Genomic DNA, 12,807 nt, shown 5'->3' with positions numbered 1-12,807 from the left:
ATTCAACAATAGGATTGCCAGGTCTGCTCTGGTTTTTTCTTATCTTCCTTTCTTCTTAACGACATTAAGGACATCTTTTTCAGCAACCCAAAATGATCTTAGCTCCTCTTCTGTCATAAAAACCTGGCCTTCAAATACAGTTGCTCCCGCAATTCCTGTATTTTCATTCCTATGCTGGGATCCAAGCTTTCCTGTTCTTTGAAGTTCCTCACTTGTAAGTACCCAATAAATCAGCTCATCACGGCAAACACCAATCCAGATAAACACATCACAGCATGATGGCTTTAACTGCTGATAATGATACTTAAACCCATTTGCAATTGCTTCTGAATGCAAATACGCTCTGCTGGCAAGACTTCCACCCGCTTTTGTATCATTTGCCCTACACGCTTTAACTTCTACTCTTATTTCAGGAATCCACAGATCAAATTCTCCATCAAAATCAGGATAAACCGAAACCATATTCTCTTTTGTCGCTTTTACAAAAGCCGGAAACAATTTTAAAATATGCTGCTCACCCCAGGTTTCTCCGAATGTTCTTGGTGCCATCTCAAACAAATACAGATATTGGTTTCTTTTCATATAACTTTCATATATTTCCTGATACTGTTCATATGTAATTGCCTGAGCATTCATCAGATACATCAAAATTCTGCTTTCCGCACTAAATGGAAACACTGCATTTTCCTGACTAAAAGCTTCTAAAACTTCAGCATCTGCTCCCGCCTGTTGCAGTAGCTCTTTCAATTGTCTCCGTAATTCTTTCATTTGTATGCCTCGTCTTTACAAACTCTTATCTCTTATTCCCCATACAGAACACAGCCACAACCCCCGGACCTGTATGTGACCCAATCACCGTTCCAATGCAGTTAATCAGAATATTGTGGACTCCCATCTTCTTCTCCACCTGTCTTGCCACAAATTCCGCATCTTCTTTGCAGTCACCGTGTGTGATCATCACAATATCATTATCCCAACCTTCGGACTGCTTCACTGCCATATCCACGATGTGTGTCAATGCTTTCTTTCTGCCACGTTCTTTTCCAATAACCTTCAGTTCGCCATGATCGTCCATGTGGATGATCGGCTTGATCTGGATCATCGTTCCAACAATTGCAGAAGCCTTTGATACTCTTCCACCTCTATGTAAATGGAATAAATCATCAATCGTAACGTTATGCATGATATGAAGCTTGTTCTCCTCCACCCAGGCAGCCACTTCTTCCAGACTCTTTCCTGCACGCTTCATCTGAACAGCTTTGTACACAAGAAGCCCCTCTCCCATGCAGGCGCAGAGTGAATCAATCACAATCAATTTCCGCTCCGGATACTCTTCCTGCAGCTCTTCTGCTGCCATCCGCACACTGTTGTACGTTCCGCTAAGTCCGGATGAAAAGGCAATATATAAAATATCTTTTCCTTCCTTCAGATATGGCTCCAATGCCTCTCTTGCCTGCTCCGGATTGATCTGAGAAGTTGTCGGCATCGACCCTGCCCTGACTTTTGCAAAAAATTCTTCCCCGGTAAGTCCAATCATATCCTCATAAGACTGTCCATCGATCAGATAAGTAAGAGGAATATATGGAACCCCAAGCTCCTCGGTCAGGTATTCCTTCGGTAAATCCACTGTGCTGTCTGTCATGATCATATATTCACTCATAAGTGTGTCCTCCTTCATCCCTTTAGGGATTTATATATTACTTATAATTATGTACAGTATACCCTCTTTTCCGCAAGATAGCAAAATCTTTTTCCCATGCTAAAAAAATCTTAAGTTTCTTAATAACTTTTGTCATAATCCGGTATATTTTCCTTTTTTTGTGAAATGCTAAATCTATGCAGAATCCAGGCAGTAAAATATTTCCGGGATTCCAGATTTTCTTAACTTTAAATTATCTCTGAATGGAGGATTCAATATGGAAAAACATACTGTCAGTGCTTCCCTCACCGACAATACAAAATATATGAACCGGGCTCTTCCCGTAAAAAAAAGCTTTGATATTATCGAACGAACTCTGATCATCGGCGGACAAAATAGTGCCTTTTATTTTATTGATGGTTTCACCAAAGATGAAATCATGCTGAAACTTATGGACTCCTTCCTCAATATTTCTGCCGATGATATGCCAGAGGATGCAACTTCCTTTTCTACAAGCTGCATCCCCTATGTAGAAGTTGATATTCTCGGTGACTTTGACAGCATTTTCAAAAATCTTCTGTCCGGTGTCACCTGTCTTTTTATTGACGGCTATGAAGCCGCTATTGCCATCGACTGCCGTACTTACCCGTCCCGCAGCATCGAGGAACCCGATAAAGACAAATCCCTGCGCGGTTCCCGTGATGGCTTTGTGGAAACAATCGTATTCAATACTGCCTTGATGCGCCGCCGGATCCGCGATCCGCATCTGATCATGGAAATGTATGAAGCCGGCACTTCCACACGCACCGACGTAGCTCTCTGCTATATGTCCGACCGTGTAGACCGCGAACTTCTGACCACGATCCAGAACAAACTGGAAGAAAGCAAATCCCAGGATCTGAAAATGAGCCAGCAATCTCTTGCGGAAGCTCTCTTTCAGCGCAAATGGTACAATCCATTTCCAAAATATAAATTTACCGAACGTCCAGACACAGCCTGCGCCTGCCTGATGGAAGGAAAAGTGATCATCCTTACTGATACCTCCCCATCTGCACTGATCCTGCCAACCTCCATCTTTGATATGATCGAAGAGGCAAATGATTACTACTTTCCGCCAATCACCGGAATCTACCTGAAAATATCCCGTGTACTGATCACACTGCTGACTGTCTTCATGGTTCCACTCTTTCTGCTCTTTATGCAGAACCCGGCATGGATACCGGAGATCTTCCGCTTCGTTCTGATCGAAGATACGGTCAACATCCCCCTGATCTTCCAGATCCTGATCCTGGAGCTTGCCATCGACGGACTCCGCCTCGCCGCCCTCAACACTCCGAGTATGCTCAGCACCCCTCTCAGCGTCATCGCCGGTATCGTCATGGGGGAATTCTCCGTCGAATCCGGCTGGTTCAACAGCGAGATCATGCTCTACATGGCATTCGTCTCCATCGCCAACTACACCCAGCCAAACTTTGAACTAGGCTACGCATTAAAATTCATGCGTCTTCTGCTCCTTATCCTCACCGCCATCTTCAACCTCCCAGGATTCCTCACAGGCTGCCTCATCGTCATCCTCTGCATCACCTTCAACAAAACCCTATCCGGCCGTAGTTACCTGAACGTAAAATTAAACTAATCCCCTGTAGCCTGCAACAAAATTGCAGGCTACACCTACATAACCTTCACCTTTCCACAACTCCCCCTTCCCACCACTACCTAAATCTCCTCAACCGGTTATCAGTCCAGCCTTGTAAAAAACGCCTCTCTAATACAGTAAATCCGGCAACCGGGATCAAAAAAATAGTGTTCAATTCACTTATTCTGCAATGGAGATGAAACTCAAAAATTGTGGAAGCCTTTGCTGACACAATTTTCGCTCTCAGAGGTTCATCGTAATGCCCTTGCACAATGGAATTGGACACCATTTTTTAATCCCGGTCGCCAACACAACCTATACCTTAGTCTCTCTTTTTTACAACCCTACTTCGTCGTACTGCCAAATCCCCCGTTTCTGACTGCTGTCGCATCGTCATCCACAGTAATACCATATTCAACAAAAATCCCCTGCATAAAGCCTGTCCCTTTTCCAAGCTCTACCGTTTTATTCTCATTGGTATCATTCGTCAGTTTCGCAAAGATATGCCCCTCATTATCAGAATAGAAATAATCGCTGTCAATAATTCCTACCGTATTATTCAGCTGCAGACGGAACTTAAATCCAAGTCCGCTTCTCGGGTAGCATTTGAGCACCCAGTTTTCTTCCATTTCCACACGGATCCCTGTCGGGATCTTGATCGTCTTTCCCGGCTCGATCACAAAATCATCCGGTGCATAGAAATCATATCCTGCACTTCCTGCCGTTGCACGCTTCGGCAATTTGATTTCTTCATATAAAGCCTTGATCTGATCCTCTGTATACTGCTCACCAAAGGTATCCTTCCATCCTTCCATAAACTGTTCCAGACTTACTTTGTGAAATTTAGCAATTCTCTTCATGTAATACAATTTCTCCTTTTCCTAATGTCTCCGGTACGTTAATGACCATCTGGTTCGCGCTGCCTTTCCAGTGCAGATCCAGTTCTTTCTTCTCAACCTCGAATTCTCCGTCCACCAGAACGTCCAGATAATTTACAATATCCATATTCTTGATATCTTTCCATTCATAACCGGTGTAAAGCCAGATCGTCTTTGACGGAAATTTTTCTTTAATCTCTTTTGCCAGCATCATGACCTCATAGGCATTTGCCGAATGCAGTGGGTCGCCTCCACTGAATGTGATCCCACTGATATAATCCTTCTCCAGTTCTTCAAAAATCTCTGCCTTCGCCTTTTCATCGAAGAAAAGCCCACCATTCGGATCCCAGGTCACCGGATTGTGGCATTCCTTACAGCAATGGTCACATCCTGCAACCCAGAGGACAACCCGCAGGCCATCCCCGTTGAGCATATCATCTTTTGTTATATTATGGTAACGCATTTACATACTTTTCCTTTCCGCAATTTCTGCCATCTTGGCATCATTGAGTCTGGTATCTCCCTTGACTCTCGAATAAGACAGATATCCGTTCATACGGTCAATCTTTGTCAGATTCTTGCTTCCACATACCGGACACACATCCATAGACAGCTCTTCATGACCACAGTCATCACAGTAGGCAAGCGACAGATTAACACCCTCATAAAATCCCATATCCATTGCACGGCGTACCAGTGATTTGATAGCCTCTTTGTTATAATTGATCGGGTATTTTACATACTGGATCTTTCCACCGTTACACAGATCCCAGAAACGGTTTTCCAGATCCTGCTTTTCGATCGGTGTAATATCCTCGGTTACATGGCAGTGAAAACTGTTGCTCACATACGCCCTGTCCGATACATTTTCCACGATTCCATATTTTTTACGGAACTGCTGCACCTGCACACCACACAGATTCTCAGCCGGTGTTCCATAAATCGCATACAGATAGCCGTCTTCTTTTTTAAATTCATTGACCTTCATGTTGATATATTCCATGGTCTTGATGGCAAATGCTCCATCCTCTACCAGGGACTTTTTATTATAAAGCTGCTGGAATTCATTAAGCGCCGTAATTCCAAAGGAAGCGGTTGCCGATTTCAGCACCGGTTTAATCTTGTCATGGATCTTCAGATGTCCGCCATAGAAACCACCCTCACAGTAGGCAAGCGGATTCGTAGAAGCACGCAGCTCTCCGAGGTATTCGTAAGTACGGATATGAAGCTTCCGGATCAGTTCCAGGTAATAATCCAGTACTTCAAAGAAATCTCGGTTCTCCTGTCTGGATTTGGCAAGGATCATCGGAAGATGGAGACTGACCGCACCGATGTTGAACCTTCCGACAAATACCGGCTCATCCTTTTCGTCCACCGGATTCATACCGCCTCTTTCATACCATGGAGATAAGAATGCACGGCATCCCATCGGACTGATGACCTTTCCGTAGCGCTTGTAAATACTCGGCACATAGCCTTTTCCGGTAAGGCTGAGCCAGTCCGGATACATAGTCTTTCTGGAGCACTCAATTCCGGCTTCAAAAAGATCTTCTCCCGGCTTTCCAGGTCCATGTAAATTTTCATCATAAAGGAACACGATTTTCGGGAAAAGTACCGGTTTTTTATGTCCCGGCTTTCCCTGTCCTCCTGCTCTTACTTCCAGCATCGTCTTTGTGACAAGCTTTCCGTATTCGCTGATATCGGTTCCGCTGGTCATGGTAATAAATGGATAGTCTCCACGACTTGAGGATACGGAGTTGAACTTATACTCCCATCCCTGGAATCCCTGCTCCATCTCTTTTTCCAGATCCTTCCAGGCAATCTCCTGTGCTACTTCTTCCGAAAGTCCGAGGCTTCTGTATTTGTTCAGATGATTTTCATGGGAACGCTTCGCATAAGGCTCCAGGATCTCATCTACGCTCGGCACGGTAAATCCTCCGTACTGCTGGCTTGCCGCACTCAGTACGATATCTCCGATCACATCAAATGCCGTATCCAGTGTCTTTGGCTCATTGTACCACAGATTTCCCATCTCAAATCCACCGGTCAGTACGCTTTTCACATCAAAGAGACAACAATTCATCGTATCTCTTCGGGCTGACATATCATGGATATAAATATATCCTTCCCGGATTGCCTGTAATTCTTCCACCGTCAGGAAAAATTTCTTATATAATTCTTTGTTCAGCTCATTGAAGATCAGGCTTCGCTTGGTCGATACCAGTGCACTGTCTGTATTACTGTTCTCTTTGTCCCCGATATACATGATCGACTGGCTTTTCTTATAAACCTCGTCAAGCATCTGCACAAAATCCTGCTTGTAATTCCGATAGTCCCGGTAACTTTTTGCCACGATCGGATTCACTTTCTCAAGCGCTCCCTCTACAATATTGTGCATCTCCGGAATCCGGATCTCATGCACTCCGAGTTCTTCTACCTTTTCTTCTACAAAATGACAGATAAAATCAATATCTTTCTGTGAAAATTTGATCAGTGCACGATATGCAGACTTATTGACTGCCACAACGACTTTTTGCACGTTAAATTCTTCTTTTGTCCCGTCTTTTTTTATAACTTTCACATTGTTTAAGCTCATCTTGTTCTCCTTTCTGATAACTACAATATATTGTATTCTATTTAAAATGTATACTATATCTTGACTGTTTTCCTCTATTTTAGCACTATCACAGCGAGAGCGTCAATCTGTGAAAATAACCAATTTTCCGACAGCCAGACAACCAAATCTTCTACAGGCATATTCCTGAAAATCCATTGACATTTTATACCGGACAGGCTTCTCCTTCTGTATTCAGACAATAGCCTTTCATTTTGAAAATCCTCGAATAATTTTTCCAAAACCTTTGGAGATACAAAAAGAGATAAGCCGAAACTGTTTCCTTTTCTGCTTATCTCTTTAATTCATAATCTTGTATTTTTTTAGTTTCCACACTCAATACTGATTTCATTGAACATCGTCAGGATTTCATCGATCGAGGTATCCTCTTTATCTTTTCCTGCCTTATCCATCACACAATGTCCCTGATGCATCATGATCAGACGATTACCGTATTCTACTGCATAGCGGAGATTGTGTGTGACCATAACCGTTGTCAGATTTTTTTCTTTTACAATCTTATCGGTCAGCTCCATAATCAGTTCTGCTGTCTTTGGATCCAGCGCAGCAGTATGCTCATCCAGGATCAAAAACTCGATTGGTGTCATTGTAGACATCAGCAGTGCCATCGCCTGGCGCTGTCCTCCGGAAAGTGATCCGACTTTGACATGAAGCTTATCTTCCAGTCCAAGACCAAGCTGGGCGAGCTGTTCTCTGTAATAATCAATACGTGCCTTATTCGTTCCCCGTCCAAGTCCGTAGAACCTTCCTTTATTGTCCGCAAGAGACATATTTTCCAAGATCGTCATGGACGGACAGGTTCCCATAGATGGATTCTGGTACACGCGTCCGATCTTCTGGTTTCTCTTGTATTCTTTTACCCTTGTGATATCTTTTCCATCGATTAGGATCTGTCCGGATTCTACCGGAATACTTCCGCAGATGATATTCAGCATCGAAGTTTTACCGGAACCGTTACTTCCTACTACAGATACAAATTCGCCCTGATTGATCGTCAGATTGAAGTCCTCAAAAAGACACATCTCATTGACTGTACCCGGATTATAATATTTGTGGATATTTCTAAGCTCCAGCATTCTTCTTCACCTTCTTCTTTCTCTCCATACTAAGCACCAGAATTACCAGGAATAATACGGCTGTGATCAGCTTCATATCCTGCGGTTCGAAGTTCTTCAGTGCGATTGCCACACAGGCCTTGTAAATGATAGAACCGATCAGTACAGCTGTCGTTGTTTTTACAAAACTGATTTTTTTGAAAATACTGGTTCCGATGATAACACTTGCAAGACCGATTACCATCGCCCCTGTACCACTGGAAATTTCAAATACACGTTCTTCCTGACAGAAAATACATCCCGCAAGCGAACACAGCCCGTTTGCGATCGCAAGTCCCAGGATTTTCACATTTCCTTCATCCTTTGCCATTGCAGTTACCAGTTTATCGTTATCTCCGACTGCGCGGAGCAGGTATCCGGACTTGGTATTCAGGTAAAGGTCGAGAATGATTTTCACAATTAACGCAATGATCAGAATGATGAGCAATGTAGAGTAAGCGGAAAATCCTGACGGAAGCAGCTTATCCAGTGTATCATTTTTAAAGATTGTCTTCTGGGAAAACAACGGTACATTGGCTGTTCCTGCCACACGAAGGTTGATCGTCCAGAGTGCTGTCATCATAATGATACCTGAAAGCAGATCTCTTACCTTGCATTTGACATGGATCAGTCCGGTACAGATACCGGCTGCCACACCTGCTGCAAATGCAGCCGGAAGGGTCAGATACGGGTTCGCTCCTTTTGTGATCATAAGCGCCGTTACGGCAGCTCCTAATGGAAAGCTGCCATCTACGGTCAGATCTGGAAAATCCAGAATTTTGTATGTTATATAAATTCCCAATGCAAGGATTCCGTAAATCAGTCCCTGCTCCAAAATCGATACTGCAAAGCTCATTGCATTGCTCCTCACTTTTCTAATTCAAATTTAGTTTTCGCTGATAGAATCGTATGTCTCTACTGCGCTGTTTTTCAGATCGTCTTCCACTGTGATTCCAAGATTTTCTGCTACTTTTGTATTCAGGTAAAGTCCTGCTTCTGTGATCGTCTCAAATGGCATTTCAGATGCTTTCTTTTCTCCTTTGAGAACCTTTGCTGCCATCTTACCTGTCTGTTTGCCAAGTGCTACATAATCAAGACCTTCTGCTGCCAGGCATCCAAGCTTCACCTGTTCGATCTCACTTCCGAATACCGGGATATTTGCTGCATTTGCCTTATCCAGAATGGTTGCAAGTGAGCTTACTACCGTGTTATCTGTCAGGTTGCTGATGCAGTCTACCTGTGACAGAAGATCGTCTGTTGCAAGTGCGATTTCTGATGTATTTGTAATTCCCTTTTCTACAAGTTCAAATCCATAGTCACCGACTTTTTCTTTGTATTCAGCAATTGCAGATACGCTGTTTGCCTCACTTGTTGTATAAAGGATACCAATCTTCTTTGCATCCGGAAGAAGTTCACGGATCATTTTCAGCTGTGCTTCAATCGGAAGTTTATCACTGGTTCCTGTGACTTCTCCAACCGGGTTCCCTTTATCATCTGCAAGCTCTGCTGCTTTCGGGTCTGTAACTGCAGTATAGATAACCGAAATATCCGTATCCATAGCAGCATTGTATGCTGTCTGTGCACTTGGTGTTGCGATTCCGCAGATCAGATCTACTTTATCGGATACAAAACTGCTTGCAATCTGTGATGCAGTTCCCATATCTGCTGCCGAGTTCTTGTATTCAACCTTCAGGTTCTTCCCTTCCTCGATACCTTCTTCTTTCAGTCCCTCTAAAAATCCTTCACGGCAGTTATCTAAAGATCCGTGCTCTGCAAACTGGGAAATACCGATTGTATAGCTCTTTTCTCCATCTGCTGTCTTGGAATCCGACTTGCTTCCACATCCTGCCATCATTGTTGCTGCCATTGCCATTGTTAATAATACTGCGATTGTTCTCTTTTTCATAATTTTGTTCTCCTCTTCTTGATAAATAATTTTCTTTGTTAGCTTTCAAGAGAAGGTGTTTCTTGATTCCGCGCCGTACCACAACAGGAATACATATGTAACATCCTGCCGGAGACTTTTTATTTCATAGGAAGTTCCTTCGAAATTTCCTATGAAATAAAAAACGCCTCAATCCTTCTACGGATTGAGGCGACTAATATCTTCTACTAACGCGGTACCACTCAACTTTAACAGTTTCCTGTCCTCTTTTATGTACTAACATACATTCCTTATTGATAACGGGTTTGGTTCCCGACAAACCATACTCTCAATTGTCTGATTTCAGGCTGCCCTCGAAAGTCCATTCAATTACCAACTCCATACAGCAATCCCACCGCCTGCTGCTCTCTGTGATATTGTTCGATAACCTACTCCTCTTTCTCAACGGTTTTACAATTTATGGTTAATATATTACCTCTTTATTCTCTGTTTGTCAACCTGATTTTTGGAATTTTTCAGATTTTTCTACTCTATTTCCTCCGCTCCCTGAAAAATATCCTGATAACATACTCCATAATTATCTAAAATCAATGAAAAGATTTTACGGTTCTTTTCATATTCCATCCCCAGTTCAAGATAGGCCTTAAGATGCAATAATGCCCCCAGAAGATAGACTCTGTCGTCTTCTGTTTTATAAAATTCATACAGACGGTAAATACTGATTATGAGGAGTTCTTCTTTATCCACTCCAAGTCTTTCACATTCATTCACCGCAAGCTTTATCGCCTCAAGATCTGTTCTGTACGATTCCCAATCCATTTCTCTCCCCCCCTTTTTTTAATCATATTCTATCATGGCGTTTTTGTAAAGTTAACTTGCGTATAATATCATTCTTTTTTCAAATTGAAATGCTACACTACTTTTATGAAGGAGAGATAAACAGCATGGAAAAGAATTTCGGTATACGCGTTCGGCAGGCACGTCACAAAGCCGGTCTTACACAGGCAGCACTAGCAGAAAAACTAAATCTTGACGAGACAACGATAAGCCGGATTGAAAATGGCAGCCAGGCAACATCCTTTGCAACCATGCTTAATTTTTCAGAAGCATTAGATGTCAAATTTGATTATCTGATCTGTGACTACCTAGATGATTCAATTCATTCAAAGGATCCGATCAATGCCGAGATCCTGGATATGATCACACCGTTTCCTGATAATTATAAACGACTGATCCGTGATAATATCCGACAGTTGTTAGAAAAGATTCCACCAGAGATGGGCGAAAAATAAATGTAGTCTATGCCACCCCGGAGCCGGAGGAGAAAAAAATCCTATAGATTCAAGTTGAATCTATAGGATTTTTTCTCTTCCGGGGCGCTCTGGGTTACCGGTTGTAACTGTTCTTCGCCCATTTGTATTGTGTTCGACAGAGAGGCGGTGTTACCCTCTGCGTTGTCCGGGTTCGTTCTGACCTGTACGGGCGGCACGCAGCACGTGAGAGGCGAGTACAGAGGTTGTGACGTTTCCTACTCCTCCCGGAACCGGTGTGATATGGGATACTTTTTCCCGGACATTTTCGTAGTCCACATCTCCGCAGAGGGTTCCGTCTTCCAGTACGTTGATTCCGACATCCGCTACCACCGCTCCTTCGGCGATCATATCGGAGGTGATATGCTTTGCCCGTCCGATCGCAGCTACTATTATCTCGGCTTCGCGACATCTGTCCGCCAGATCTTTTGTGCGTGAATGGCAGATAGTTACAGTTGCATTCTGTCCAAGCATCAGCATGGAAAGCGGTTTTCCAACAACCATGCTTCTTCCGATGACGGTCACTCTTTTCCCCTGGAGTTCAATTCCATAGTGATTCATAATGTGCATCACTGCCTCAGAAGTACAAGGCGCATAAGCAGTTCTGTCACCTTCGAATATTTTTGCAAGATTTACAGGACTCATTCCATCCATATCCTTTGCCGGGTCGATCATCTGTCTGATCTTCTCTACATCGAGCTGCTCCGGAAGCGGCTGGAACAAAAGAATCCCGTGAACCTCCGGATCTTTATTGATCTTACAGAAAGCATCCTCAAATTCTTCCTGTGAAATATCTTCTGGCAGTTCCGCAATGCGGCACTCGATTCCGATCATTTCCATTCTCTTTTTTGCCCCACGTTCGTAAGCAAGATCATTTTCTTTCGCTCCTACCCGAATGATCGTAAGGCATGGATTTACTCCCGCCGCATTCAACTCTTCTCTTTCTCTGATCAACTTTTCTTTCATGGCTTTTGCCACTTCAGCTCCTCGCATCTGTATGCTCATGTCTTCCTCCTGTCTGTCTTATCTGTTATGGTCTGATACCCTTAAGTACAGCATCATAAGTTGTCTCTTTCAGTTCTTTGCCTGTCGCAATCAGTTGATCAGCCAGATAATTCAGTCTTTCAGCTTCTTCCTGATCCTTCATCATCTTTGTATTGATAAAAATATTAAGAGAAGCTCCTTCAAGGGCTGCCTGTGCAAAGAGGATTGCAACTCCTGCATCGCTGACAGCAAGCCTGCTTCCTTTTTCCCCCAGCACCCGGATCATCTCCATAGTATCTACAATTGTTTTCATGATACACAGTGGTGCTTCTGCCGCATTTTTAAGTGCGGCCTCCATAACTTTTTCCTTCTCTGCCTGTTCTTCCTCTGTCTCTTTTGGCATTCTGTAAGCCTTTGCCAGTGGTTCAAAAGCCTCGGCATCTTCATCTACCATCCGGACCAGATCCTGCTTCTTCTGCTCAAGTTTTTCTCTTATCTCTAGAATTTCTTCTTCAACATCCGCATATTTCTTTTTTCCGACAGTCAGATTTGTAACCATAAGTCCCAAAGATGATGCGAACGCTCCGACTGCTGCCGATGCACCGCCACCTCCCGGAATCGGTGCTGACGATGAGAGCTGTTCCAAAAAATCAGTTGTTTTCTGCTCCAATAACATATTTTTCCTCCCGCTTATTTTTGCTTTCCTATTATAGCAAAGGATTTCTCTTCTGAAACGTAGTACTTTC

The 12,807-nt window shown here is 43.3% G+C and carries 13 protein-coding genes and 1 other annotated feature; of the genes, 2 read left to right on the top strand and 11 right to left on the bottom strand.

What is annotated here, in order from left to right:
* Positions 1-39 precede the first annotated feature (39 nt).
* Entirely contained in the window at positions 40-768 is a 729-nt protein-coding gene (locus PG766_RS00675; protein WP_118198431.1) for a restriction endonuclease subunit M, read from the bottom strand.
* A gap of 25 nt (positions 769-793) precedes the next feature.
* Positions 794-1,660, bottom strand: coding sequence for a DegV family protein (locus PG766_RS00670; RefSeq protein WP_117823060.1), 867 nt, complete (start codon positions 1,658-1,660; stop codon positions 794-796).
* A gap of 256 nt (positions 1,661-1,916) precedes the next feature.
* Between PG766_RS00670 and PG766_RS00665 the strand changes: the two genes are divergently transcribed.
* Entirely contained in the window at positions 1,917-3,275 is a 1,359-nt protein-coding gene (locus PG766_RS00665) for a spore germination protein (protein ID WP_118198432.1), read from the top strand.
* A gap of 344 nt (positions 3,276-3,619) precedes the next feature.
* Here the strand turns inward: PG766_RS00665 and PG766_RS00660 are convergent, their stop codons facing one another.
* The 7 genes from PG766_RS00660 to PG766_RS00630 form a co-directional block, all read right to left on the bottom strand.
* Positions 3,620-4,135 (bottom strand): deoxyuridine 5'-triphosphate nucleotidohydrolase, encoded by a 516-nt coding sequence (locus PG766_RS00660; RefSeq protein ID WP_008374818.1) that lies wholly within the window; start codon positions 4,133-4,135, stop codon positions 3,620-3,622.
* The gene (gene nrdG, locus PG766_RS00655; RefSeq protein ID WP_008374816.1) at positions 4,119-4,616 is read right to left on the bottom strand and encodes an anaerobic ribonucleoside-triphosphate reductase activating protein; all 498 of its coding nucleotides are present in this window, start codon (positions 4,614-4,616) and stop codon (positions 4,119-4,121) included. Before nrdG ends, PG766_RS00660 begins: the two co-directional genes overlap by 17 nt.
* The gene (nrdD, locus tag PG766_RS00650) at positions 4,617-6,749 is read right to left on the bottom strand and encodes an anaerobic ribonucleoside-triphosphate reductase (RefSeq protein WP_118198433.1); all 2,133 of its coding nucleotides are present in this window, start codon (positions 6,747-6,749) and stop codon (positions 4,617-4,619) included.
* 341 nt (positions 6,750-7,090) lie between these two features.
* Positions 7,091-7,864 carry an ABC transporter ATP-binding protein gene (locus PG766_RS00645; protein WP_008374812.1) on the bottom strand — a complete coding sequence of 258 codons (774 nt, stop codon included), beginning with the start codon at positions 7,862-7,864 and terminating at the stop codon, positions 7,091-7,093.
* Positions 7,851-8,738, bottom strand: a complete 888-nt coding sequence (locus tag PG766_RS00640; RefSeq protein WP_055158458.1) for an ABC transporter permease — start codon at positions 8,736-8,738, stop codon at positions 7,851-7,853. The genes PG766_RS00645 and PG766_RS00640 overlap by 14 nt, the downstream gene beginning before the upstream one ends.
* Before the next feature lie 30 nt (positions 8,739-8,768).
* Positions 8,769-9,788, bottom strand: a complete 1,020-nt coding sequence (locus PG766_RS00635; protein ID WP_118198434.1) for an ABC transporter substrate-binding protein — start codon at positions 9,786-9,788, stop codon at positions 8,769-8,771.
* A gap of 182 nt (positions 9,789-9,970) precedes the next feature.
* Positions 9,971-10,221: a binding site (T-box leader), on the bottom strand.
* A gap of 71 nt (positions 10,222-10,292) precedes the next feature.
* On the bottom strand, positions 10,293-10,586 hold the full coding sequence (locus PG766_RS00630) for a hypothetical protein (RefSeq protein ID WP_117823050.1): 294 nt from the start codon (positions 10,584-10,586) through the stop codon (positions 10,293-10,295).
* Between the two features lie 125 nt (positions 10,587-10,711).
* Between PG766_RS00630 and PG766_RS00625 the strand changes: the two genes are divergently transcribed.
* On the top strand, positions 10,712-11,059 hold the full coding sequence (locus PG766_RS00625; protein WP_270590239.1) for a helix-turn-helix domain-containing protein: 348 nt from the start codon (positions 10,712-10,714) through the stop codon (positions 11,057-11,059).
* Positions 11,060-11,209: 150 nt separating this feature from the next.
* Here PG766_RS00625 and PG766_RS00620 read toward each other — a convergent pair whose 3' ends face one another.
* Both PG766_RS00620 and PG766_RS00615 read right to left on the bottom strand, forming a co-directional pair.
* The gene (locus PG766_RS00620) at positions 11,210-12,082 is read right to left on the bottom strand and encodes a bifunctional 5,10-methylenetetrahydrofolate dehydrogenase/5,10-methenyltetrahydrofolate cyclohydrolase (RefSeq protein ID WP_118198435.1); all 873 of its coding nucleotides are present in this window, start codon (positions 12,080-12,082) and stop codon (positions 11,210-11,212) included.
* Positions 12,083-12,107: 25 nt separating this feature from the next.
* Positions 12,108-12,737: a cyclodeaminase/cyclohydrolase family protein gene (locus PG766_RS00615; protein WP_118198436.1), complete on the bottom strand. Its 630-nt coding sequence runs from the start codon at positions 12,735-12,737 to the stop codon at positions 12,108-12,110.
* Positions 12,738-12,807: the final 70 nt, after the last annotated feature.

The organism is Coprococcus sp. LG101-27, from assembly GCF_027695515.1.
GTDB classification, from domain to species: Bacteria; Bacillota; Clostridia; order Lachnospirales; family Lachnospiraceae; genus Allocoprococcus; species Allocoprococcus comes.
This window is presented reverse-complemented; position numbering and strand designations above follow the sequence as displayed.

What these genes read in the sequence shown, in the direction of transcription:
- PG766_RS00670 (WP_117823060.1), bottom strand. Translation starts at nt 1,660, where the DNA reads ATGAGTGAATATATGATCATGACAGACAGCACAGTGGATTTACCGAAG.
- PG766_RS00625 (WP_270590239.1), top strand. Translation starts at nt 10,712, where the DNA reads ATGGAAAAGAATTTCGGTATACGCGTTCGGCAGGCACGTCACAAAGCC.
- PG766_RS00615 (WP_118198436.1), bottom strand. Translation starts at nt 12,737, where the DNA reads ATGTTATTGGAGCAGAAAACAACTGATTTTTTGGAACAGCTCTCATCG.
- PG766_RS00645 (WP_008374812.1), bottom strand. Translation starts at nt 7,864, where the DNA reads ATGCTGGAGCTTAGAAATATCCACAAATATTATAATCCGGGTACAGTC.
- PG766_RS00660 (WP_008374818.1), bottom strand. Translation starts at nt 4,135, where the DNA reads ATGAAGAGAATTGCTAAATTTCACAAAGTAAGTCTGGAACAGTTTATG.
- nrdD (WP_118198433.1), bottom strand. Translation starts at nt 6,749, where the DNA reads ATGAGCTTAAACAATGTGAAAGTTATAAAAAAAGACGGGACAAAAGAA.
- nrdG (WP_008374816.1), bottom strand. Translation starts at nt 4,616, where the DNA reads ATGCGTTACCATAATATAACAAAAGATGATATGCTCAACGGGGATGGC.
- PG766_RS00630 (WP_117823050.1), bottom strand. Translation starts at nt 10,586, where the DNA reads ATGGATTGGGAATCGTACAGAACAGATCTTGAGGCGATAAAGCTTGCG.
- PG766_RS00620 (WP_118198435.1), bottom strand. Translation starts at nt 12,082, where the DNA reads ATGAGCATACAGATGCGAGGAGCTGAAGTGGCAAAAGCCATGAAAGAA.
- PG766_RS00635 (WP_118198434.1), bottom strand. Translation starts at nt 9,788, where the DNA reads ATGAAAAAGAGAACAATCGCAGTATTATTAACAATGGCAATGGCAGCA.
- PG766_RS00665 (WP_118198432.1), top strand. Translation starts at nt 1,917, where the DNA reads ATGGAAAAACATACTGTCAGTGCTTCCCTCACCGACAATACAAAATAT.
- PG766_RS00640 (WP_055158458.1), bottom strand. Translation starts at nt 8,738, where the DNA reads ATGAGCTTTGCAGTATCGATTTTGGAGCAGGGACTGATTTACGGAATC.
- PG766_RS00675 (WP_118198431.1), bottom strand. Translation starts at nt 768, where the DNA reads ATGAAAGAATTACGGAGACAATTGAAAGAGCTACTGCAACAGGCGGGA.